Origin of the sequence: Bacillus sp. FSL R7-0166, assembly GCF_038008935.1 — a bacterium.
In the GTDB taxonomy this organism is placed as follows: domain Bacteria; phylum Bacillota; class Bacilli; order Bacillales; family Bacillaceae; genus Bacillus; species Bacillus altitudinis.
On the sequence record NZ_JBBPAC010000001.1, the window covers coordinates 3,152,256 to 3,174,768 of the forward strand.

At 40.6% G+C, this 22,513-nt stretch carries 19 protein-coding genes and 1 other annotated feature; of the genes, 10 read left to right on the forward strand and 9 right to left on the reverse strand.

Translation table 11 applies throughout. The features are described from left to right. Positions 1 to 81: 81 nt before the first annotated feature. The 4 genes from NST01_RS16455 to NST01_RS16470 are packed head-to-tail and all read right to left on the reverse strand — an operon-like array spanning position 82 to position 2,108. Positions 82 to 468 (reverse strand): phage holin family protein, encoded by a 387-nt coding sequence (locus NST01_RS16455; RefSeq protein ID WP_007500042.1) that lies wholly within the window; start codon positions 466 to 468, stop codon positions 82 to 84. Further along, the gene (locus NST01_RS16460) at positions 469 to 663 is read right to left on the reverse strand and encodes a PspC domain-containing protein (protein ID WP_008348183.1); all 195 of its coding nucleotides are present in this window, start codon (positions 661 to 663) and stop codon (positions 469 to 471) included. It abuts the gene before it with no gap. A gap of 6 nt (positions 664 to 669) precedes the next feature. After that, entirely contained in the window at positions 670 to 1,761 is a 1,092-nt protein-coding gene (locus NST01_RS16465) for a DUF4097 family beta strand repeat-containing protein (RefSeq protein ID WP_007500040.1), read from the reverse strand. A gap of 11 nt (positions 1,762 to 1,772) precedes the next feature. Continuing rightward, positions 1,773 to 2,108 (reverse strand): hypothetical protein, encoded by a 336-nt coding sequence (locus tag NST01_RS16470; RefSeq protein WP_008348186.1) that lies wholly within the window; start codon positions 2,106 to 2,108, stop codon positions 1,773 to 1,775. A 197-nt stretch (positions 2,109 to 2,305) separates the two neighbouring features. Here NST01_RS16470 and NST01_RS16475 point away from each other — a divergent pair, with 197 nt between their 5' ends. Beyond that, positions 2,306 to 2,536, forward strand: coding sequence for a hypothetical protein (locus NST01_RS16475; RefSeq protein WP_008348188.1), 231 nt, complete (start codon positions 2,306 to 2,308; stop codon positions 2,534 to 2,536). A 33-nt stretch (positions 2,537 to 2,569) separates the two neighbouring features. Here the strand turns inward: NST01_RS16475 and uvrA are convergent, their stop codons facing one another. The 3 genes from uvrA to NST01_RS16490 all read right to left on the reverse strand — a co-directional run bounded on the left by uvrA (position 2,570) and on the right by NST01_RS16490 (position 7,975). Then, a complete protein-coding gene (gene uvrA, locus NST01_RS16480; RefSeq protein WP_008348190.1) occupies positions 2,570 to 5,446 on the reverse strand; it encodes an excinuclease ABC subunit UvrA in 2,877 nt (958 codons plus the stop codon). A 7-nt stretch (positions 5,447 to 5,453) separates the two neighbouring features. Then, entirely contained in the window at positions 5,454 to 7,439 is a 1,986-nt protein-coding gene (gene uvrB, locus NST01_RS16485) for an excinuclease ABC subunit UvrB (RefSeq protein WP_341042197.1), read from the reverse strand. A 290-nt stretch (positions 7,440 to 7,729) separates the two neighbouring features. Then, complete coding sequence (locus tag NST01_RS16490; protein WP_008348197.1) at positions 7,730 to 7,975, reverse strand: CsbA family protein; 246 nt, start codon at positions 7,973 to 7,975, stop codon at positions 7,730 to 7,732. Positions 7,976 to 8,260: 285 nt separating this feature from the next. Between NST01_RS16490 and NST01_RS16495 the strand changes: the two genes are divergently transcribed. The 8 genes from NST01_RS16495 to NST01_RS16530 all read left to right on the forward strand — a co-directional run bounded on the left by NST01_RS16495 (position 8,261) and on the right by NST01_RS16530 (position 19,458). Next, the gene (locus tag NST01_RS16495; RefSeq protein ID WP_340968249.1) at positions 8,261 to 10,786 is read left to right on the forward strand and encodes a PEP/pyruvate-binding domain-containing protein; all 2,526 of its coding nucleotides are present in this window, start codon (positions 8,261 to 8,263) and stop codon (positions 10,784 to 10,786) included. 90 nt (positions 10,787 to 10,876) lie between these two features. Next, entirely contained in the window at positions 10,877 to 11,449 is a 573-nt protein-coding gene (locus NST01_RS16500; protein ID WP_025208046.1) for a TetR/AcrR family transcriptional regulator, read from the forward strand. A 40-nt stretch (positions 11,450 to 11,489) separates the two neighbouring features. Then, positions 11,490 to 12,824 (forward strand): MFS transporter, encoded by a 1,335-nt coding sequence (locus NST01_RS16505; RefSeq protein ID WP_340968252.1) that lies wholly within the window; start codon positions 11,490 to 11,492, stop codon positions 12,822 to 12,824. Between the two features lie 268 nt (positions 12,825 to 13,092). After that, positions 13,093 to 14,076: a YncE family protein gene (locus NST01_RS16510; RefSeq protein ID WP_017357882.1), complete on the forward strand. Its 984-nt coding sequence runs from the start codon at positions 13,093 to 13,095 to the stop codon at positions 14,074 to 14,076. Continuing rightward, a complete protein-coding gene (locus NST01_RS16515; RefSeq protein ID WP_017357881.1) occupies positions 14,073 to 14,759 on the forward strand; it encodes a response regulator transcription factor in 687 nt (228 codons plus the stop codon). Before NST01_RS16510 ends, NST01_RS16515 begins: the two co-directional genes overlap by 4 nt. Continuing rightward, positions 14,756 to 16,174 (forward strand): HAMP domain-containing sensor histidine kinase, encoded by a 1,419-nt coding sequence (locus tag NST01_RS16520; protein ID WP_048002899.1) that lies wholly within the window; start codon positions 14,756 to 14,758, stop codon positions 16,172 to 16,174. The genes NST01_RS16515 and NST01_RS16520 overlap by 4 nt, the downstream gene beginning before the upstream one ends. 148 nt (positions 16,175 to 16,322) lie before the next feature. Then, the gene (locus NST01_RS16525) at positions 16,323 to 18,434 is read left to right on the forward strand and encodes an ArnT family glycosyltransferase (protein ID WP_340968256.1); all 2,112 of its coding nucleotides are present in this window, start codon (positions 16,323 to 16,325) and stop codon (positions 18,432 to 18,434) included. A 31-nt stretch (positions 18,435 to 18,465) separates the two neighbouring features. Next, complete coding sequence (locus NST01_RS16530) at positions 18,466 to 19,458, forward strand: glycosyltransferase family 2 protein (protein WP_203143724.1); 993 nt, start codon at positions 18,466 to 18,468, stop codon at positions 19,456 to 19,458. A gap of 48 nt (positions 19,459 to 19,506) precedes the next feature. On the opposite strand, the gene NST01_RS16535 is transcribed toward NST01_RS16530, so the two are convergent. Together NST01_RS16535 and NST01_RS16540 are read right to left on the reverse strand one after the other, a co-directional pair. Beyond that, the gene (locus tag NST01_RS16535) at positions 19,507 to 20,856 is read right to left on the reverse strand and encodes an amino acid permease (RefSeq protein ID WP_008348215.1); all 1,350 of its coding nucleotides are present in this window, start codon (positions 20,854 to 20,856) and stop codon (positions 19,507 to 19,509) included. Positions 20,857 to 20,931: 75 nt separating this feature from the next. Continuing rightward, positions 20,932 to 21,156 (reverse strand) — a binding site (T-box leader). Positions 21,157 to 21,247: 91 nt separating this feature from the next. Further along, positions 21,248 to 21,922, reverse strand: a complete 675-nt coding sequence (locus NST01_RS16540; RefSeq protein ID WP_045033987.1) for an NAD(P)H-dependent oxidoreductase — start codon at positions 21,920 to 21,922, stop codon at positions 21,248 to 21,250. Positions 21,923 to 22,142: 220 nt separating this feature from the next. Between NST01_RS16540 and NST01_RS16545 the strand changes: the two genes are divergently transcribed. Beyond that, entirely contained in the window at positions 22,143 to 22,508 is a 366-nt protein-coding gene (locus NST01_RS16545; RefSeq protein ID WP_007500018.1) for a winged helix-turn-helix transcriptional regulator, read from the forward strand. Positions 22,509 to 22,513 lie beyond the last annotated feature (5 nt).

Genomic DNA, 22,513 nt, shown 5'->3' on the forward strand with positions numbered 1-22,513 from the left:
CCTTCGGATATTGTGTCTCCTGAAGACGGTTTTTATGACAGATGGAACGAGGAAACGATATAAATTCACACAAAAAAACCGTTAGCTTTTTTTCGCTAACGGTTCCACGATTCCTTTCTGTATGAGCAGATGGAAAATGGATAAAATGACAGCCATCCAAATGGCCGTTCCAAACCCATCAATGTTAAAACTATCTCCCATAAAGCTTGAGGTCATCATCAGTGTGATGGCATTAATGACAAAGAGGAACAATCCTAGTGAAAGTACTGTCACTGGCAGCGTTAAAATGATCAAAAACGGCTTCACTAAAATATTGAGCAAGGACAAAATAATACTTGCTACAATCGCTGCGCCAAAACCTTCAATATACACACTACCAAGGCCTGGCAGAATGCCTGAATCAAAATATCCAGCAATGACGATTAAAAGTAATGCATTGACGAAAATACTAACGATCCATCTAAGCATTTAGTTAGTGCCTTCTTCCGGAACAACAAAATACCAGATGAAGTAGATCAAGAATATCGGCATAAATGCTGTCATAAATCCGATGATCACCGTTAAAATACGAAGCAGGGATGCATCGACACTTAAGTATTCAGCAAGTCCACCAACAACACCCGCTATTTTTTTATCTGTCGCTGAACGATAAAGCTTCTTCATGTAGAATCACTCCTTGTCTGATTGGTGCTTTACTTGGATTGAGCCTGTTTTTGTTTCTGCAAAAATGGATATATTGTGCTCCGCCTGTTGATTGGCTTTGATCATTTTCTCTTTTTGCAGTGTTTCATTTTTCTCTTTAATCATATTTGCATCAAGCAGTTCATGAGAGATCGATCCGAGATTGCTTTTCAGCTCCGCAGTCACTGCACAAGCACGCGGAATCTGAACGTCCACACTGCCTGTTGTCGTTTTTGCATAGATCGAACGGCATTTCTCATCTGACAGCTGAACAGCAATGTTCCCATTGAAGCTCTGTGCATCAATTGATTCACTTTTCCCACGCAGGTCAATGAGCCCATTAATGGTTTCTACTTCAATCATACCACACTCGTGATCAGCCAGTTTGATTTGTCCATTTGCTGTTTCAATTCCGACTTTTTCTGCTTGTAAAGAGGCAAAAGAGACGACGCCATTTGTTGTTTTTGCAGCCAGTTCTTTTGTCTTTAGCTTTTCCCCGCGAATCGGTCCATTAAACAGTTTGACTTTGATCTTATCGTATTGGATACGAGGTACATACAGGGTGACATTGACCTTCATGGTCTTCTTTTCAGTTCGGATAAAAAATTTGTCCCCTTCAAGCCCGCAATCCAGATGTTGAAGAAATTGCTGTCTGGCCTGCTCTCCATCCTCTGCACGGTAAATTTTCGCATGACACTCTGCCCGAACATCCCCATCATCCCAAGGCATCAAATTGAGACTGCCGTTTGCCAATTGTATATCTAAATGGGACAGTGCAGCGTCTTTGAATTGAAAAATGTGTTCAACGTCGACGGACTGTCCAAAGTTCAAATCAAGATCGACATCTTTGACCTTTTTCACCGCCGAATCTAACCATCCAAACAGCTTTGCACCGAGGTTTTCAGTACCAGTTCCTTTATTCTCTGTGCCAGCTTTTTCTTCATGAAAGGTATGATCAGCCGTTGATTTTTCTAGTGAAATGGACTGATTTTCTTCTAGTTTTTCAAGCAGCGTAATCGCTTCTTTTGCAGATAATGTCCCGTCTTCTACTAATTTTAAAATGCGTTCTTTTTCATTCATACAAAGCCCTCCTACGATTTAATGGATTGAAGCACTTTAATACCTTGAATGATATTCCAAATGACAGAGATCAAAAAGCCAATGGCGACTAAAAAGGACAAGATAAGTACGGTGAACACTGGAACGAGTGAGTCGCTTGCCTGTGTCGTCAATAAAAAGGGGATAGCTCCAAAAACCAGCAGCACACACGCTGCGACTGGCAAAACATGTGACCACAATGCACGCAGCGAATGCCGTTTCGTTTCCTTTTGATCCACTACAAAATATGCCACGATCGGCACAATAAACGGCATGAAAAATACACTAAAATAACAAATAGATGCAATGATCGACTGATCTCTGTTCATATATATTCGCTCCTTCATGATGAAAATTCCTTTCTAACTCATACGTTTATGGCGTATAAAAAGTTTCAAACTCATTCGATTTACATATGACCTTAGACACAAATTATTTCTTTTTGCACCTAAGTGTAGATTCTTTATGGATTACCCTTTAAAATATGTTGAAAAGATGGTGATTATCATTATAGGGGGTAATTATTTTGACAGATCATCATAATGCTAACCACACGGCACAAACGCTTTTAGACCTTATACAGAAACAGAAAAGCATGAACAGCGATATGATCAAGGAGCTAGAGGCCATTCATCCGTCTCATCCGAAGTATGGTGATATCCGTTATTTAAAAGTACTGCTCGATAGTAGCAGCACTCATATTTTAAAGGATTTAACGCACCTCAGTAACTTAATGCCAAAGGAAGATGTGCAATAAAAGGAAAACCCCTCTTTTCCGAGGGGTTTTTCTTTATGAGGATGTCACACTTTCTGTTTCTTTGACTAACTGTTTCATTCGCTCACGGTCACGCTCTAAAATCGGTTTTAGGTATCGACCGGTGTAAGAAGCTTCTTCTTTAGCAATGTGTTCAGGTGTTCCTGAAGCAATAATCGTTCCTCCACCAGCACCGCCTTCTGGTCCTAGATCAACAAGGTAATCGGCTGCCTTAATAATATCAAGGTTGTGCTCAATGACCAATACCGTATCCCCGTTTTCGACCAAGCGTTGGAGCACTTTTAACAACCTAGCAATATCATCCACATGAAGACCGGTTGTCGGTTCGTCTAAAATATACAAGGATCTTCCGTTTGAACGGCGGTGAAGCTCAGATGCCAATTTCACACGCTGCGCCTCTCCACCAGACAATGTCGTGGCAGGCTGCCCAAGTGTAATGTATCCTAATCCAACATCAAAGATCGTTTGCAGCTTCCGCTTAATTTTCGGGATATTCTCGAAAAATTGAAGTGCGTCCTCTACCGTCATTTCAAGCACATCGGAAATATTTTTCCCTTTATACGTGACCTCTAGCGTCTCGCGGTTATAACGTTTCCCGTGACACACTTCACAAGGCACATATACATCAGGTAAAAAGTGCATTTCAATTTTAATAATGCCATCTCCACGACACGCTTCGCAGCGTCCACCTTTCACGTTAAAGCTGAATCGCCCCTTTTTATAGCCTCGTACCTTCGCTTCATTGGTTTGCGCAAAAACATCCCGCACGTCATCAAATACACCTGTATACGTAGCAGGATTGGATCTTGGTGTACGGCCAATTGGAGATTGATCAATATCAATGACTTTGTCTAAGTGATCCATTCCTTTGATTTCTTTGTGCTGTCCTGGCTTCGCTTTTGCTCTGTGCAGTTTTTGGGCAAGGGATTTCAATAAAATTTCATTCACAAGTGTACTTTTCCCTGATCCTGACACACCCGTCACAGCGGTAAAGACACCTAAAGGAAATTTCGCATTCACGTTTTTAAGATTGTTTTCTTTTGCCCCTTTAATTTCAATGAAGCGGCCGTCAGGCTTTCGTCTCTCAATCGGAAGCGGGATGAATTTCTCACCAGATAAATATTGTCCAGTCAACGATTTTGGGTCCTTCATGACTTCTTCTGGCGTTCCAGCTGAAATCACTTCTCCTCCATGAACCCCTGCTCCTGGACCAATATCAATGAGATAATCAGCGGCAAGCATCGTATCTTCATCATGTTCTACGACAATCAGTGTGTTTCCGATATCACGCATGTTTTTCAATGTCCCAATCAACCGGTCATTATCCCGTTGATGCAGACCAATCGATGGTTCATCTAAAATATAAAGAACGCCTGTCAGTCTTGATCCGATTTGTGTCGCCAAACGAATCCGCTGCGCCTCCCCGCCTGATAATGTGCCAGCAGACCGGCTTAATGTCAGATAATCTAATCCGACATTATTTAAGAAGGATAAGCGCTCTTTGATTTCACGTAAAATGAGCTGGGCAATCTGCAAATCTTTCTCAGACAACTCAATTTTCTCATAGAAATCAAGGGCATCAGATACAGACAAATCGGTCATTTCTCCAATATGTTTGCCATTGATGAGAACCGCAAGCGTTTCTTTTTTCAGGCGATATCCTTTACAGGTCGGGCATGGCTGATTGGCCATATATTTTTCCATTTGCTCCCGAATATAATCGGAGCTCGTTTCCTTGTAACGCCGTTCAATGTTACGAAGCACACCTTCAAACTCGATTTCATTTTCACGGACCTGGCCAAAATCATTTTCATATTTAAAATAAATCAGCTCAGAGCCGCTGCCATATAAAATTTTATCAAATAAATGCGTCGGGATATCTTTTACTGGAATATCCATGTCAATTCCATAGTGTGTACATACGGCCTCAAGAAGCTGCGGGTAATATTGTGAGCTTTGAGGCTCCCATGGGGCAATGGCATGCTGACGTAAAGTCAAATCCTTATTCGGAATCACAAGCTCTGGATCTACTTCTAGTTTAGAACCAAGCCCATCACAGCTTGGGCAGGCACCGAAAGGGCTATTAAACGAGAACATTCTTGGCTCAAGTTCCCCAATAGAGAATCCGCAGTGCGGACAAGCATGATGCTCACTAAATAACAGCTCCTCTTGTCCAATCACATCAATCATCACACGACCTTCACCAAGTCGGAGTGCCGTTTCAAGAGAATCAGACAACCGTGCCGCCACGCCTTCTTTCACGACAATTCGATCAATCACCACTTCAATGGAATGCTTTTTATTCTTTTCAAGCTCGATCTCTTCTGACAGGTCCTCCATCTCGCCATCAACTCTGACTCGAACGTAGCCCTGCTTCCGAATTTGATCAAGTACTTTCACGTGAGTTCCCTTACGTCCAGATACGACCGGAGCAAGCACTTGTAGTTTCGTTCGTTCTGGATACTCTAAAATGCGGTCTGTCATTTGCTCAATCGTCTGTGATGTAATTTCGATCCCATGAATAGGACAAATCGGTTTTCCGACTCGAGCATATAATAGACGCAAGTAATCATAAATTTCTGTAACAGTCCCAACGGTTGATCGAGGGTTCCTGCTTGTCGTTTTCTGGTCAATACTAATCGCTGGAGAAAGCCCTTCAATCGCATCTACATCTGGTTTGTCCATTTGACCGAGAAATTGACGTGCATAGGCTGACAGTGATTCAACATACCTACGCTGACCTTCTGCATAAATGGTATCGAAGGCAAGCGACGATTTTCCCGAACCAGATAAACCCGTAATGACCACTAGCTGATCGCGCGGGATATTGACATCAATATTTTTAAGGTTGTGGGCTCTTGCCCCTTTCACCTCTATTCGTTCCATAGCCATCAGGCATTCATCCTTCCGCTTTTAGCTCTAGCAATAGATCTCTTAATTCTGCTGCTTTTTCAAAATCAAGCTCTTTTGCTGCATCTTTCATTTCCATCTCGACGTTTTCGATCACTTTTTCTCGTTCTTTTTTGCTCATTTTTGACAACTTTGGTGCTGCTTTTGTTTCGTATTCTTCCGAATCCTCATGTACTTTTGTTGCCTTGATCACATCTCGAATCTTCTTATGGATCGTTTGCGGAGTGATACCAAATTTCTCATTATACGCTTCTTGCTGCTCACGTCTCCGCTTTGTTTCTTGTATGGCAATGTCCATTGATTTCGTCATATTGTCTGCATACATAATAACCCGGCCTTCTGCATTCCTTGCAGCACGGCCAATCGTCTGGATGAGGGATCTTTCTGAACGTAAAAAGCCTTCTTTATCCGCATCTAAAATCGTCACGAGCGACACCTCTGGAATATCCAAACCTTCTCGAAGAAGGTTGATCCCAACAAGCACATCATATTTTCCGAGACGTAAATCACGAATAATCTCAATCCGCTCTAGTGTCTTAATTTCTGAGTGCAGATAATTGACCTTGATTCCGATTTCTTTCAGATAATCTGTCAGATCCTCAGACATTTTCTTCGTTAAAGTCGTCACAAGCACACGCTCATTTTTCTCAACCCTTGCATGAATTTCCCCAATTAAGTCATCGATTTGTCCTTCAATCGGGCGGACTTCAATGATTGGATCAAGCAAACCGGTTGGACGAATAATTTGTTCCACAACCTCTGGCGTTTTCTCAAGCTCGTATGGGCCAGGTGTTGCGGATACATGCACAATATGGTTAATGTGCTTTTCAAACTCATCAAATGTGAGTGGTCTATTATCAAGTGCTGACGGCAGACGGAATCCATGATCAACAAGCACTTGTTTTCTTGCCTGGTCCCCATTGTACATGGCGCGAATTTGCGGGATGGTCACGTGTGACTCATCGACAACAATCATAAAATCATCCGGGAAATAATCAAGCAATGTGTAAGGTGTAGAACCAGGCGGACGTAAGGTGAGATGTCTTGAGTAGTTCTCAATCCCTGAACAAAAGCCCATCTCTCTCATCATCTCAAGGTCATACCTTGTCCGCTGCTCAAGACGCTGTGCTTCAAGCAATTTTCCGTTTTCACGAAGCTTTTCCAACTGTTCCTCAAGCTCTTTTTCAATATTAATAATCGCTTTTTCCATCTTTTCTTCTCTTGTGACGAAGTGAGATGCTGGGAAAATAGCAACGTGGTCACGATCACCGAGAATTTCTCCAGTGAGAGCATCTACTTCACGAATACGTTCAATTTCATCACCGAAAAACTCCACTCTGATACAATGCTCATCTCGTGAAGCAGGAAAAATTTCAACGACGTCTCCTCGAACTCTGAAGGTTCCGCGCTGAAAATCTATATCATTACGAGAATACTGAATATCCACAAGCTTACGCAGCAGCTGATTTCGTTCAATTTCCATTTCAGTTCGTAAAGACAGCACAAGCTCTCTGTATTCTTCAGGAGAACCTAAGCCATAAATACAGGACACACTGGCAATGATGATGACATCTCTCCGCTCAAATAATGAGGATGTGGCGGAGTGCCTTAGCTTATCGATCTCATCATTAATGCTGGCATCCTTTTCAATAAATGTATCAGTTTGAGGCACATACGCCTCAGGCTGGTAATAATCATAATAACTCACAAAATATTCGACAGCATTATTCGGAAAGAATTCCTTAAACTCGCTGTATAATTGTCCGGCAAGTGTCTTGTTATGCGCAATGACAAGGGTTGGTTTGTTCACTTCTTTGATCAGGTTGGATACAGTAAAGGTCTTTCCCGTACCTGTAGCACCTAACAGCGTTTGATGCTGTTTCCCCTGATGGATGCCCTCCACAAGCTTTTCAATGGCTTTTGGCTGATCCCCTTGGGGCTGATAGTTAGAAACTAATTCAAAGCGGTCACTCACATCAAAGCCTCCATTTCGTTACGAAATCTATCTAATGAATATATTATCATAAAAGAACACAAAAATACGAACTAAAGTTCGTGTCTGACTTGATTTTTATTTCCAATACAACCATACCCTCTCTGCCGTGGCTCATAACCCTCTAAAGAAACCTTCCTTTCAGTATGGAACATTTTGGAGTGAGATATTCGATCAGCAGAAAAACCACAAAAAAGAAAGCTGCACTCACTAGAAATCGTAAGCACAGCTCCTGTATCAAAAACATTTTCTTTTCATCAAGAGGGATCACATCAATGATGTTTTTCAGCCTTCTCTCTTTTTTCGACTTCTTTCTTGGCCATAAACAATGCCCCGGCCACTAAAGAAATAATATCTAATCCTACGATAAAGTAGGTTTCTGTATAGCCTTTCATATACGAAGCAAATAAAAGCGCTGCTGTTAATGCAATGCCAACGTAATGATTATAAGTAACCTTTGAAAATAAAATAACGAGCAAGAAAGGAAAAACAAGTGCAAATATGGCTTTTGTAATCACAAAAACCCTCCCTCTACATGGTCTACTCCCTTGATTATAGTAAAGATTGGCATAATGAACAATTCACAGTTTTCGATTTCAGCTTTTTTTCTTCTCGGGTGAAGACTTTTGATATAGATGAGGAGGAAAATTAGTGAAAACGTCCCCTTTCTAAAGATAGGTCTTTACGTCTTTGACAGTTACATCCAATAAATTCTATGATGAAAATGATAGTGCGCACTATCATTCAAAAAAACAAAAAGAGACAAATGAAACCATTGGCTATTTGGATAAGGGGGCATTCCCATGTATTCAGTATTATTTCATGCGGCTGAAGAATCCGCATCACTCGCAGGGGCAAAAGGCGTGAATTTAATTAAATTAAACAATCACGGACTGCCAGTTCCAGATGGATTTATTATTAAAACGAACAGCTTTGCAAGCTTTCTTTCATATCACAATTTCCATCCAACTGATCAAAACCTTGCCCGAAAAATCACAGAAGCTTCGTTTCCTTCACAAATGGAGACAGAATTACTTTCATCCTTTCAATCATTGTTGAAAACATATCCATCCGTTGCAGTGCGATCCTCTTCTGTTGCGGAAGATCTCGAAGGCGCCTCCTTTGCAGGTCAATACGAGACCTATTTAAATATCAAAACAAATGAAGAATTCTTGCAAGCCGTCAAAGAATGTTGGTCGTCTTACTTCGCAGCAAGAGTCACAGAATATAAGGAAGAAATGATTGAGAACGAGGAAGAGATGCCGCTCATGGCTGTTGTTGTACAAGGATTGATCCATTCTGACATCTCTGGTGTCATCTTTAGTGAGAATCCTGTATCAGGAAAAACAAACGAAGTCATGATGACTGCAAGCTATGGACTAGGAGAAGCCATCGTCTCCGGCCTTGTGACGCCAGATACATTTATTGTAAACAAAGAAACGTACTCTATTGAAAAATCACTAGGAACAAAAGAACTGCAAATTGTCCCCTGTCAAGAGGGCGTCATTGAACAACCCGTAGGTGAAGAGATGGCTGGCCAATTTTGTCTTCGAGATGACCAATTGATCCAAATCACGAAAATGACAAAACAAGTAGAAGAACTTTATGGACATGGAGTAGATATCGAATTCGGCATGTCAGATGGTACTTTTTATTTACTTCAAGCAAGACCGATTACTGCTTCTTTTTCCAATACAGCAAATGGCTCCTCAGGTGCAGCCTTTCAATTGAAACCTGAAGAGCTGCAAGACTTCTGGATCTCAATGGACGATCATATGCCTGGACCAACAAGTCCTCTTTTTTCAAGTTTGATCATACCTGCTTTAAAAAACGGGATGAAGAAAAACGGAGAGAAGTATCAAGTACCAGACCTTAATATTAAAGATATCAAGCTTTATAGAGGACATCTGTATTCTTCACCGTCTATACCAGAAGCGACACATGAACCAGTTTTTGACGAGAGCCTATTCGAACTGTTTCCTCGTTTAAGCGAAAGAATGTATCGCATTTTAGAGCAAAACTTGTTCCCATTATACGAAAAACTTGATCGGCAAATCACTCAATCGCTGACAATTGATGAAGCCATTAATGGCTTTCAAGAATTAAAAGAGATTTATCTAAGAGCGTATGACGACCATTTTGACATTGTCATACCTCAAGTCATTCTATCAGCAATCATTGAAGACATGCTTGTCTCATATGATGGCGATCAAACACAAGTCGTCCTGTTGCATGAAATGATGATAGGTGTGATGAACAAGTCTCTTGAAACAGATCAAAAGCTATTTCACTTGGCAAAAGACGTCCTTCAAGATTCGGAACTTCTTCAGGCATTTACAGATCATTCAGCGAATGCTGAACTATTATATGCACTCAATCATACAGAAAAAGGGAAAAACTTCATTTCCAAAGTAGAAGATTTTCTCCAAGTCTATGGTTGGCGGTCTGTTAAAAGCCATGATTTCACAGAGGAAACATGGGTGGAAAATCCTGAATTTGTCTTGGACATCATTAGAAACAACATTCGGTACCAATCTGATTTTGATGAAGAATTTGCACAAGCCGTGATCAAAAGACAAGAAACGTATGAACAGTTTATCAGTCAAGTGACAGATGAAGCGTTTAAAACAAAATTTGAAGAACTTTATCATTTTGCACTCCATGCAGCCAATATTCGAGATGATCATCACTTTTACATTGATGCCATGTTAGATGCAAAAGCGAGACTCTATCTCTTAAAGATTGGTGAACTTCTTGTTCAAAAAGGAGCGATCCCTCATCAAGAAGACCTTTGGTATCTTTACGATGATGAAGTACTCAATGCGCTCACAACTTCGACCACATACGATTCGATCATTCAGCAAAGAAAAATTGAAATGAAGGAAAATGAATCCATCCAACCACCAGCTTATACAGGAACGCCTTCTGAAGCTGAATTACAGCAAGTAGAAAGAATGCTCGGTTCGCTAAGGGAAAATGAAAACAACACAGACGATTCAATCTATGGAATTGGTGCATCTAGCGGCATTACTTCTGGAAGAGTCAGAGTCATTACATCTGCTGATGAATTTTCACAATTTGAAAAAGATGACATTTTAGTTTGTAAAACAACGACACCTTTATGGACCAGCTTATTTAGAGACGCAAAAGCAGTCATCACCGATTCTGGCGGCATTTTGTCCCATTCCGCTATTATCGCTAGAGAATATATGATACCGGCTGTCCTAGGTACACGGATCGCAACTGAAAAACTAAAATCCGGTGACCTCGTGACAGTAGATGGAGCCAATGGGCGTATCCAGTTATTAAATCAGCATTCACGGGCATAGTCGTCACTGTTTGAATCATATTGGCGGTCACAGATTTTATCGGTATACTTACTTTGTTGCAAACACATTCATAACCTGAGGTGAGTATGCTTGTTAAAATCAACAAATCAACGGATCATTCGCGCAACAATGGAATTATTGTCTGAAAAGGGCTATCAAAAAACAACGACAAAAGAAATTGCGACAAAAGCGAATGTAAGTGAAGCGACAATTTTTCGTAACTTTAAAAACAAACGCGGCGTGATTGCTGCCATTATGAAAATGAAATCAACACCGACCAAAACCCTTGAAGCAGAATTTAAAGACGATTTATACACCGATTTAAAATTTCTCGGTAGCTATTTCCTTGAAGATTTGACTTCAAAAAAAGAATTTATCTATATCAGCATGAGAGAACCCGCTATGTTTAAAGATTTAACAGACCATGAAAAAATTTATCCTCAAGAATTGAGAGACATGCTGATTCATTATTTCAAAAAAATGGGTGCTCAGCATCGTGTATTAGAAGGAAAAGAAGACATCTATGCAGATATATTTATTAGCACGTATTTTGGCTTTTTCATTCAACAGCTAGAGCAAGACATTCAGCTTGTTTTAACAAAAAAAGAAGACTTTATTGAGACATGCACACACATTTTCATGAGAGGAATTTCCCCCACTTAATTGGGTGAAATTCTTCTTTTTTACAAAGGTGGTAAACACATTGAATCTTAAAAAAGAGAACTTGATCATTTATTCTTTGCTGCTTGGAGCTATTTTAGTTCCAGTCAATTCAACCATGATCGCAGTCGCTCTATCATCTATATCAACTTATTACGATCAATCCATATCAAACATTACTTGGGTGGTCACGATTTATCTAATTGTCATGGCAGTCACTCAACCTATTGCGGGTAAGCTGGGAGATATATACGGCCACCGCAGCATGTATTTAGCTGGTGTGATACTCTTTTTGATTGGCTCCATTGGATGTGCTTTCGCACCTAATCTTGCTTTTCTTATTAGCTTCCGATCAATTCAAGCGGCAGGCGGAGCTATATTAACGCCGAACAGCATTGCTTTAATTCGTGCAACAGTATCACATGAAAAACTTTCTAAAACTATGGGTTTTTTCGGTTTTGGAGCGGGAATTGGTGCCGCACTTGGACCTTTTATCGGCTCTATTCTCATTCAGAGCTTTGACTGGCATTCCATTTTCCTAGTGAATATACCATTTTTGATTCTCACACTTGTGACAGGCGTTTTTATGATTCCGAAGATGAAACATACACGTTTACAAGCCAATGTAGATATCATCGGTTCGTTATACTTAACAATCGGGATCGCCACACTCATTTTGTTTACTAAAAGCCAAGTATTAAACGAATACATGATCTATGGCGTTCTAGCGGTCATTTCCATTCCTTTATTTTTCAAACACGTACGGAAAGTTACAAATCCCATCATTGATTTGACACTATTTAAAAACAGTACTTTTACGAACGCTAACCTTTCTATCATGCTTAGTAATTTTGTGATGTACGCGATTCTTCTCATCATGCCGCTGTTTATGGAGCAAAAACTCGCGCTTTCTCATACACAAAGCGGGATTTTCCTTTCGATCTTTTCACTCTGTATGTCTATTAGTGGATTACTCGGAGCAAAGCTCCATCCAATAAAAGGTGCCAAAAAAATGATTCGATTTTCATTTCTATGCCTTACTTTATCCGGTGTTATGCTGATCACACTAAGCAGCTACCCAAATTTACCACTCCTTATCATCACATTAGTCGCTGGGGGGATCTCATCAGGTATTGGCATGACTAGCATGCAGATGGCTTCTTTAACATCTGTTGATCAGAGTTTATCCGGCTCTGCATCTGGGATTTTTTCTACCTTTCGATATTTCGGAAGTATCATTTCATCTACTTTAATTGGTATATTAAGTGGTTTTCAATCTTTATTTATCGTATTAATGGGCGCAGGTATTCTTGGTTTCCTCCTCTCTCATAGTCTAAAAACGAAACCCACTTCTCATTCATCTGAACACTCTGCTTAATGACTCCCTTCGCTCTATTTAGGGCGGGGGAGCTATGATTATTTGTTACTGTAACCGATTATGGATACAATGATCAAACTGTGAAAATGATCTTTTACTCATGAAAAAATGTCATATGAATAAACGAAAAAGAAATTTCAACTTTCATTCAACTCTACTTCCCCACCTAAAAACTTCTTTTCATATCTTCCAGCATTCATAACTTCGATTTTTTTTCACAATTTTTGTGTTATGCTTTTTGAAAATAGAGCACCAAAGGAGCAGAAGGATGAAACGAGTGAAATATTTTTTAATATGCTTGTCAGCTCTACTATTTTTCCTAGCAGGCTGCGGAAAAGACCAGCAATTTACGCCACCTGGCAGCTCTCAATCAATTGCTGTCATTTCTCAACTAAAAAAAGCCTCCTTTTCAATCGTTGATTTACAAAAAAATAAAATTGTCTCTTCCGTTGATTTAAAACATCCTCTCACTGATCTTGTTCACATCAACAAAGATGTGATCATTGCATCAAGTAAGGAGGGACAATCTCTTATAGAAATCAATCTAAAAAAAGGAACAGCAGCGGACTATATGGATGTGAATAAAGGTCTGACTTCACTTGCGTATGATGCGGAGACCAACACTTTACTTGTGACCGATTCAGAGAAAAATGTCGTTTATTTTATCGATACAGTGCACAAGAAAATAAAAGCAACTGTGAAGACCGGGACATTACCCTCTTCTATGGCGTTGTCTTCTTCAGGAACGTTGTTTGTTTTAAATGCAAAAAGTCATTCTGTTTCAGTCATTGATATTGAAAAGAAAAAAAAGATACGAACGATTTCCGTCCTAGAACGGCCATCTGGCATTCATTTTGATGGGCACTCCATTTGGGTTGGAGGACACGGTAAACCGGGCACATTAAATAAGAGCATTTTTGCTTACGACCCTAAAACAGGTAAAAAACAGCGAGAAATCAAACTAGGTGTTATGCCAGTCGCATTTTTTTCAGAAAAAAACTCTTCTACTTTATATGTATTATGTCATGGAGACCATACACTATATAAAGTAAATACCGAGAAAAACAAACTGCTTTCCTCTGTTGAGACCGGTCAAAATCCGAATTATATCACTGCTGATTCCTCATCTATATATGTCAGTAACTTAGATGACAATTCAGTATCCGTCATCGACAAACATACATTCATGTTGAAGAACCGACTGAACATCCCAGCAGGACCTTATGCTATCATGTTGGAGGAAAAGAAATGAAAGAACAGATGAATATTTTAATAGTAGATGATGAATTAGATATGCTTGAGTTAATCGGATCCTTTTTGCAGAGACAAGGCTTTCACGTGATAACTGCAAATAATGGCACGGGCGCCTTACATCAGCTTGAAAAAGAGGCCATTGACCTTGTTGTATTGGATGTTATGATGCCAGATATGGATGGATTCGAAGTCTGCCAGCGCATCAGGCAAACCTCTCAAATCCCCATTTTATTTTTAACAGCTAGAAGTTATGAAGAGGATCGCATTAAGGGGCTGGAAATTGGAGCAGACGACTACATCATGAAGCCTTTTAGTCTACGTGAGCTTGCAGCTAGAATTGAAACGACATTAAGACGAATTAGAGGTCTTTCTTTAAAGCGCAGGCGAATCATGATTGGTGACTTGGAGATCGATCAAGATGGCAGACAAGTCTATCTCAAGCAAGAGCCCATCAATTTAACAAGAAGAGAATTTGATTTACTTATGTTTCTTCTGCTCAATCAAGGCCAAGTCTTTTCCCGTGAACAGCTCTATCAAAAATTGTGGGAATCACACTCATCTAGTGGATCTTTAAGAACAGTCGATACACATATTAAAACACTAAGACTGAAATTAAAGGAAGCGGAACGGTATATTAAAACCGTTTGGGGTGTCGGCTATAAGTTTGAGGAGGACAAATGAAGCCATTATCTATTAAAAGGAAAGTGCTTTTCTTAATCCTTTCCGTTATAGGAATCGTTGCTGCCTCAGCTCTTGCTCTGACTTATTACTTATACCAGCACTTATATATAGATAAACAGATTGACTCTTTAAGTTTACAAGGAAAGAAGCTGGCAGAAATCTATCACAAACACGGGAAAGACACGTATTTTACTGACAGAATGAAGTGGGCAAATGACTCAAGTCAGGCAAGTGTTATTTTTACTGATGATCCTATGGAGCTTTCAAGCGGTATTCCTTTCGATACGAATACAAACGATAACCTCATTACGTTTAAAGAACGCCAAAAGCTTCTTCAGGGGAAAACAGTTGTGTTAATTAGAGAACACCCCCAGTTTCATCAAGATATTCTCGGGATTGCCATCCCTGTGTTCTCAAACAAAAATGATTTATCAGGAACCATTTTCCTCTCTATGCCTTTATCTGATGTGTATGAACCGTTTGTTCAAATTCGATTAACGCTTGGCATCTCTATTTTAATTATCCTGCTTTTGATTTTCTTTATTGGATATAAAAGTTCTAATAAAGTCGTAAGGACGATCAATCAAATGAAAGAAATTGCAATGGAAATGGAATCTGGTGATTTTTCAAAACGCATGGCTGTGACCAAAAAAGGGGATGAGCTAAATCAGCTGAGCCGTTCCTTTAATAAACTGTCCTCTACGTTAGAAAAAGTTGAACAGCATCGCAGAGAGTTCCTTGCTAATGTCTCTCACGAACTGAGAACGCCTTTAAGTTATATGAAAGGCTATGCCGAAGGAATTGAAGAAGGCATTATTGATCAAAAGAAAGGCATGCAGATTATTCAAGACGAATCCACACGATTAAGCAGGCTCGTACATGATCTTCTTGATCTCGCGCAGTTAGAGGGGGAATCTTATCCACTAACGATGGAACCAATCGTCTTTGCGCAGCTTATTCATGATGTTCTTGATCAAATGACATTCATTACTAGTCAAAAGGGAATCTCGTTCAACCGAGAACTCGAAGAAGATTGTATTATTTATGGTGATAGCGATCGACTTGAGCAAGTCGTTCGTAATTTATTGGACAATGCCATCCATTACACGCCATCAGGAAAATCGATTTCGATTGAATTATTCGTTCACCAACAAACTGCTGAATTGAGAATCACAGATGAAGGCAGCGGAATTCCAAAAGGAGATCTCCCTCATGTTTCTGAGCGTTTTTATCGAGTGAATAAAGCCCGCACAAGAAAAGATGGCGGCTCTGGTCTTGGACTAGCCATTGTTTATCAAATTATAAAAAAACATCGTGGCACGTTCGTTCTTCAATCTGAACAAGGCCTAGGTACGACCGCTATTATACAATTACCAAGTACAGAGAGCACTGAAACTCCTCCTGTCTCCTCATAAAATAAGATGACATCTTAAACAAAACAGCTCTTTTCTAGAGCTGTTTTTATTCAACAGAAAAATAAAGAATTGGCCTTTTTTTATTAACAATTTATTCATATTTGCTTGTTACACTTTTTTCAAGTTAAGAAAAAGGAGTGACAAGCTTTTGATTAGACGCTTTCAGAAATTTGATCTTTATTTATTTTTCATATTGATTTTATCTGCCATTTTAAACATTTATAACATTTGGAACGACGATACGGTGAACGCTTATTATACAGCGGCGGTCACAAGTATGATGCAAAGCTGGCATAATTTCTTCTTTGCTTCGTTCGATCCCTCAGGTTATGTCACGGTGGATAAACCACCGCTCGCCTTCTGGCTGCAAACGATCAGTGCCAAAATTTTCGGCCTGCATGGCTGGAGTGTGATCTTACCCCAAGCTTTAGCTGGCATTGGATCTGTTTATTTAATCTACCGCCTAGTCAAACCTACATTTGGCCTGGCTGCTGCAAGACTGTCAGCACTCATTATGGCGTGTACACCAATCGCAGTTGCTGTATCTCGTACAAATAACATTGACAGCTTACTCGTCTTTATTCTTTTACTCGCAACAGCCATGATGTTCAAGGCTGTGAAACAGCAGAAAGTGCTTTGGGCGATTGCTTCTTTTGCAATGATCGGTGTCGGTTTTAATACAAAAATGCTACAAGCGTATATGATTGTACCGGCTCTCGTTCTGTTTTACATCATTGCCTATCGAACGACATGGAAGAAAAAGTTGTTATCGCTGATGATTTCAATGATTGTTCTTTTAGGTGTATCTGCTTCATGGTCTATAGCGGTTGATCTCACTTCCAAAGACAATCGTCCTTATATGGGATCAAGTCAATCGAACTCAGCACTAGAATTAGCCTTTGGTTACAATGGTCTGCAGCGGTTGACTGGTCAACAGTCTGGCGGAGGCGGCACAAATCAAGGTGAGGGACAGCCACCTTCACAGCAGGGTGATCAGCAAAATGACAATGATTCATCCACCATGCCTCAGCCGCCATCAAATGGAACTCAAAACAACTCAGACAATTCAAACCAATCATCCAGTCAGGAACAGCCTTCAATGCAAGGACCACCAAGCAATGCAAACGGCACAACACCACCTGATATGCCTTCAGGCGGTAATGGTGATGGACCGCCAAATGGCGGGGGCGGAAAAATGGGAAATGGTTCTGGCATGTTTGGAACAGGAACAAAAGGGCCATTACGTCTGTTCCAATCTGAACTGTCCGATCAAATCAGCTGGCTGCTTCCATTTGCGCTCTTCGGTGCGATTGGTATCTTCTTCTCGACAGCCTTTGAAAGAAGACGCCTCAATACAAAACAAAAAGAAACACTATTTTGGCTAGCTTGGCTTATACCCGTTGCTGCATTTTTCAGTGTCGCAGGATTCTTCCATCACTATTATTTAATCATGCTGGCACCGCCAATTGCTGTATTAGCAGGAGCAGGATGGGTTTCTATGACTCAATTGTTCCAAACAGGAACTGGCTTTAAAAAATGGTTGCTTCCAATTGCGATATTCGTCACAACCGCATTTGAAATCTTTATCCTATCCACTTTTACAAGCACGATCGGACTTGGACTAAGCATCGCAGTCGGTATCATTGGTGTTGGAACGATCCTTTCTCTGCTCTTGATAAAAGGGAAAGAAAAACTAAAACAATTCATGTCTCTCATTGCCATCCTTGGGATGCTGATCGCACCCCTATACTGGGCAAGCACACCTCTTCTTTACGGAGGAAACAGTATGCTGCCAGAGGCTGGTCCTCAGCTTGCAACTTCAAGTGGCAGCATGAGTTCACAAGTCAATGAAAAGCTGATCAGCTATCTGGAAAAAAACAATACGGGAGAAGAATTCCTATTCGGGACAACAGATGCAACCACTGCTTCGCCTTACATTATTAAAACAGGAAAAGCTGTTATGGCATTAGGTGGATTTAGTGGATCTGATAACATTCTCACGCTTAATGAATTCAAACAGCTCGTTAAAGACGGCAAAATCAAATACTTCTATCTTTCTGGTATGAGAGGCGGCAGCTCTGACATTCTCACTTGGATTCAAAAAAATGGCAAAGAAGTATCTGCTTCTAAATGGCAGAACAGCTCTATATCCAAAACGAACCAGCAAACAGACAGCCAACAATCAAAACAAAATGATCAGTCAAATGGACGAATGGGCGGAATGGAGAGCGGTACTCTTTATGAACTATCCGTTGATTAATTCATCTATTAAAAGGGAGGAACGATGACTGATGGAAAAGAACATACAATACTCTGTTGTAGTCCCAGTGTATAATGAAGAACTTGTGATCCATGAATCGTATCAGCGCCTCAAGACCGTCATGGATTCGACGGGAGAAGCATATGAGCTTCTCTTCGTCAATGACGGCAGTATGGATCGAACAGCTGAACTGATTAAAGGGTACTGCCAGACCGATCCGCATGTGAGACTTATTGATTTTTCTCGTAACTTTGGGCATCAAATTGCCATTACAGCGGGAATGGATTATGCAAAGGGAGAAGCTGTCGTAGTGATTGATGCGGATTTACAAGATCCACCTGAATTGATTTTAGACATGATTGAAAAATGGAAGGAAGGCTATGAGGTCGTATACGCGGTCCGCACGCAACGAAAAGGCGAAACAGCTTTCAAAAAGTACACGGCTTCCCTTTTCTACCGAGTGCTACGTCAAATCACCGAAGTAGATATTCCTATTGACACCGGCGACTTTAGATTGATGGATCGTAAAGTGTGTCATGAAATGAGAAAAATACGCGAGAAAAACCCATTTGTCCGCGGATTAGTGAGCTGGGTTGGCTTCAAACAGATTGCGGTAGAATATGTTCGGGATGAGCGGTTGGCAGGAGAAACAAAGTATCCTCTCAAAAAGATGCTCAAGCTCTCGATGGATGGGATCACATCTTTTTCTTACAAACCTTTAAAGCTAGCCAGCGTGGCAGGTATTGCCCTTTCAGCTATTGGCTTCATTTCGATGTTTCTAGTTTTATATTTAAAGCTTTTTACAAACAGCACCATCACCGGCTGGAGTTCATTAATTGTCATTCAGCTATTCTTTAGCGGGATCATCCTCTTTATGTTAGGCATGATCGGGGAGTATATCGGCCGAATCTACGATGAAGCCAAGGACCGGCCGCTTTATATCGTCAGGGATAGCTATGGCCTTCAGGCAAAGCCACATCCCGTTCAATCCCCTGTCCACTTCAAGCAATATAAACAGCATTAAAAAAAGCGTGCGAGACCCTTCAGAAGGTCCTGCACGCTTTTTAATAAATTAGACGGCTGTTTCAAACCGTTTTCTGTTAATAAAGAAAGATAGTGTAATGATTAAATAAATGCCCATGGTGACCAGCGTTTGAACAATTGGTGTATTGAATACAACGCCGACAAAAATGGCCATGATCGCAATAACTGAAAACCACGTTGTGAAAGGATACAGCTTCACGCGATATCCGCCTGGCTGTGCGACGCTTCGAGATTTCAAATGACCGACGGCAATGATAAACCAGATGAATAGAACTGTGTAACTTAAAGAGCCCATTAAGTAATTAAACGTTTGACTTCCTACAAAAAGAGAAATCAATACAGCTGCATACAAGGTAGATGTACATACAAGGATGGCTCGCACAGGCACCTGCTGTTTTGACAGCTTGGAGAATCCTTTCCATACACGGCCATCCATTGCCTGTGTATAAAGCACCCGTGATGAAGCATACAAGCCAGAGTTCATAGAAGACAAAATCGCTAGTAAGATAATACCATTCATGATGTCACTAGCATACGGTACTCCGATTGTTGCAAACACTGTCACAAATGGACTTACTTGCTCATTGTTTACTTGATTCCAAGGGATTAAGCTGACAATGATAAAGAACGGTAGTACATAAAAACCGATGATGCGTACAAACGTACTTTGAATGGCCTTTGGGATGACTTTTTCAGGGTTTTTTGTTTCTGCTAACGTGACCCCAATCATCTCCGTCCCACCATATGAATACACGACAACCAGCATTGCTGCAATTAATCCACCAGTACCATTTGGGAAAAATCCACCGTGATCCGTTAAGTTAGACAATCCAGGTGCTGCATGCTGTCCGAATGAGACAAATAGCATGGTAAATCCAATGATAATAAATAAGATGATGACAGCAATTTTAATAGAAGCTAACCAATACTCTGTCTCAGCAAACATTTTGACTGAGCAAACATTAATGATTGTGACTACAAGTGAAATGATTAACACAAGCATCCAGATTGGCACTTGTGGGAACCAGTACTGAATAAAGATGGCCGACACAATCGCTTCTGCTGCAATGTTCAGCACCCACATCTTCCAATAGATCCAGTCTAAGAAATAGGCCGGATATTTTCCTAACACAGGTTCAATCAAGTCACGGAATGTTCTTGCTCCAGGTCGTGCAACGGTCATTTCGGCAAGTCCTTGCATAATAAATAATAAAATAAGACCACCAATCATGTATGCCAAAATGACAGCAGGACCCGCAATATCAATGGCAGAACTGCTTCCTTTAAACAGACCAGCACCGATGGCACCGCCAAGCGCAAGCATCATAATATGCCTTGATGTCATTGTTCGTTTTAACTGCACATGTTCCTTTTCCATTTTCTATAGCTCCTTTAAATTTGAATCTTCAGACAAATATGAGATAAAAGCATATAAAAAGGCCAGCCATCTCCTGGAAGAGACGACTGACCTTGCAACCGCGTTACCACTCTTATTGATTCAGCCATGGCTGAATCCAACTTAAAACCCGATAACGGAGGTCACACGTAAAGACTTACTATTCATTCAGTCTTACCGCTCTTTGAGCGAGTTCAATGATTCGTTTTACTGCGTTGCACCGACCCGCAGCTCTCTTAAAAAACGGATGTTCATTTACTATTCTCAAGTCAAAGCGTTTATAGTCAAATTTGTATATTCGTCAAAGATTTTATTTTTTAAATATACTGACTAACCACGCAATTGTCAACAGCCTTTTTCAGACAAACAGCTATTAACGAATCCAAACAGCTACTTCATCCATCGGGCGACGTGTTTTGCCGCGTTTTGGCTCAGTGACACGATAACCAAAGGCTGCCATGACAGAGATGTCGTATTGACCATCCTCCAGTAACCCTTCTTCTTCTAAGATACGATGGATGTGATCGTAGCTAAATCCTTCAACTGGGCATGAATCAATGCCGATCTGTGCCGCAGCTGTCATCATGTTACCTAAGGCAATATACGTTTGTTTTGAAGCCCAATCAAATAATGTACGGTCATTTTCTAGTAGATGAAGATCGTTCTCTTGGAATTCTCTGTAGCGCCCCTTGACCATTTCAAACGTTTCGTCTGTCATTCCTTTGATTTGCTTGTTGATGTATTCTGCATATGCTGAATCATAGCGGGCATCTGTTCTTGCCAAGATGATCACAAAATGGCTGGCAGTTGGAAGCTGCTTTTGCGCTCCCCATGTATACTCTTTTAATTTTTCTCTAAATGCTTCATTTTGAACAACGAGGAACTTCCAAGGCTCAAACCCTACAGAGCTTGGAGAAAGTCTTCCTGTTTCTAAAATAAATGCAAAATCATCCTCTGGAATCTTTTTCGCTGGGTCAAACTCTTTTGTCGCATGACGGAATTCATACGCCTCAATGATTTCTTTTTTTAATAGCTCTTTGTCTCGCATGTTATTCATCCTTTCTAATGAACAGGTGTGTTCCCACAATCCAATTTCTTTCCATTCCCTCGTAGAAATTGTTATGATAGGAAAACAAACAACCCGAATGTGTGATGTCTATCTCTATGGTAAAAGAAAAGCTTCCATTGATTCAAGTACGCACATTTTTGTTCGTTAGGCACAAACATGTTCGTTTATGACCATTTTCGTTTAAGAAAGGAATGTTGAGATGAGTGTACCATCCAATCCAGTCAGTATTGTGAATCATGGCTGTCCCGTGTCTATCACTACAAATGTCATCGGAGGGAAATGGAAAGGCGTCATCCTTTATCATTTGACTTGCGGTCCAAAGCGTTACAACGAAATACGCCGGCTTCTGCCAAGAATTTCGCAGCGTGTCCTGACGTTGCAATTACGAGAACTTGAACAAGACGGGATTGTTCACCGTGAAGTCTATGAGGAAGTTCCTCCTCGTGTCGAGTATTCACTGACTTCTCTTGGAAATACGTTAAAGCCCATTATCTTTGCCATGCGTGAATGGGGTGAATCCTATGGGAGAGAAACGCACCCAAAAGAAAAAAGCTGCCATCTCTAGCAGCT

Excerpts from the sequence above, each read along its gene's own strand:
- NST01_RS16470 (WP_008348186.1), bottom strand. The coding sequence starts at position 2,108 with ATGAACAGAGATCAGTCGATCATTGCATCTATTTGTTATTTTAGTGTA.
- NST01_RS16545 (WP_007500018.1), top strand. The coding sequence starts at position 22,143 with ATGAGTGTACCATCCAATCCAGTCAGTATTGTGAATCATGGCTGTCCC.
- NST01_RS16460 (WP_008348183.1), bottom strand. The coding sequence starts at position 663 with ATGAAGAAGCTTTATCGTTCAGCGACAGATAAAAAAATAGCGGGTGTT.
- NST01_RS16535 (WP_008348215.1), bottom strand. The coding sequence starts at position 20,856 with ATGGAAAAGGAACATGTGCAGTTAAAACGAACAATGACATCAAGGCAT.
- NST01_RS16530 (WP_203143724.1), top strand. The coding sequence starts at position 18,466 with ATGGAAAAGAACATACAATACTCTGTTGTAGTCCCAGTGTATAATGAA.
- NST01_RS16455 (WP_007500042.1), bottom strand. The coding sequence starts at position 468 with ATGCTTAGATGGATCGTTAGTATTTTCGTCAATGCATTACTTTTAATC.
- NST01_RS16540 (WP_045033987.1), bottom strand. The coding sequence starts at position 21,922 with ATGCGAGACAAAGAGCTATTAAAAAAAGAAATCATTGAGGCGTATGAA.
- NST01_RS16510 (WP_017357882.1), top strand. The coding sequence starts at position 13,093 with ATGAAACGAGTGAAATATTTTTTAATATGCTTGTCAGCTCTACTATTT.
- NST01_RS16515 (WP_017357881.1), top strand. The coding sequence starts at position 14,073 with ATGAAAGAACAGATGAATATTTTAATAGTAGATGATGAATTAGATATG.
- NST01_RS16465 (WP_007500040.1), bottom strand. The coding sequence starts at position 1,761 with ATGAATGAAAAAGAACGCATTTTAAAATTAGTAGAAGACGGGACATTA.
- NST01_RS16520 (WP_048002899.1), top strand. The coding sequence starts at position 14,756 with ATGAAGCCATTATCTATTAAAAGGAAAGTGCTTTTCTTAATCCTTTCC.
- NST01_RS16495 (WP_340968249.1), top strand. The coding sequence starts at position 8,261 with ATGTATTCAGTATTATTTCATGCGGCTGAAGAATCCGCATCACTCGCA.
- uvrA (WP_008348190.1), bottom strand. The coding sequence starts at position 5,446 with ATGGCTATGGAACGAATAGAGGTGAAAGGGGCAAGAGCCCACAACCTT.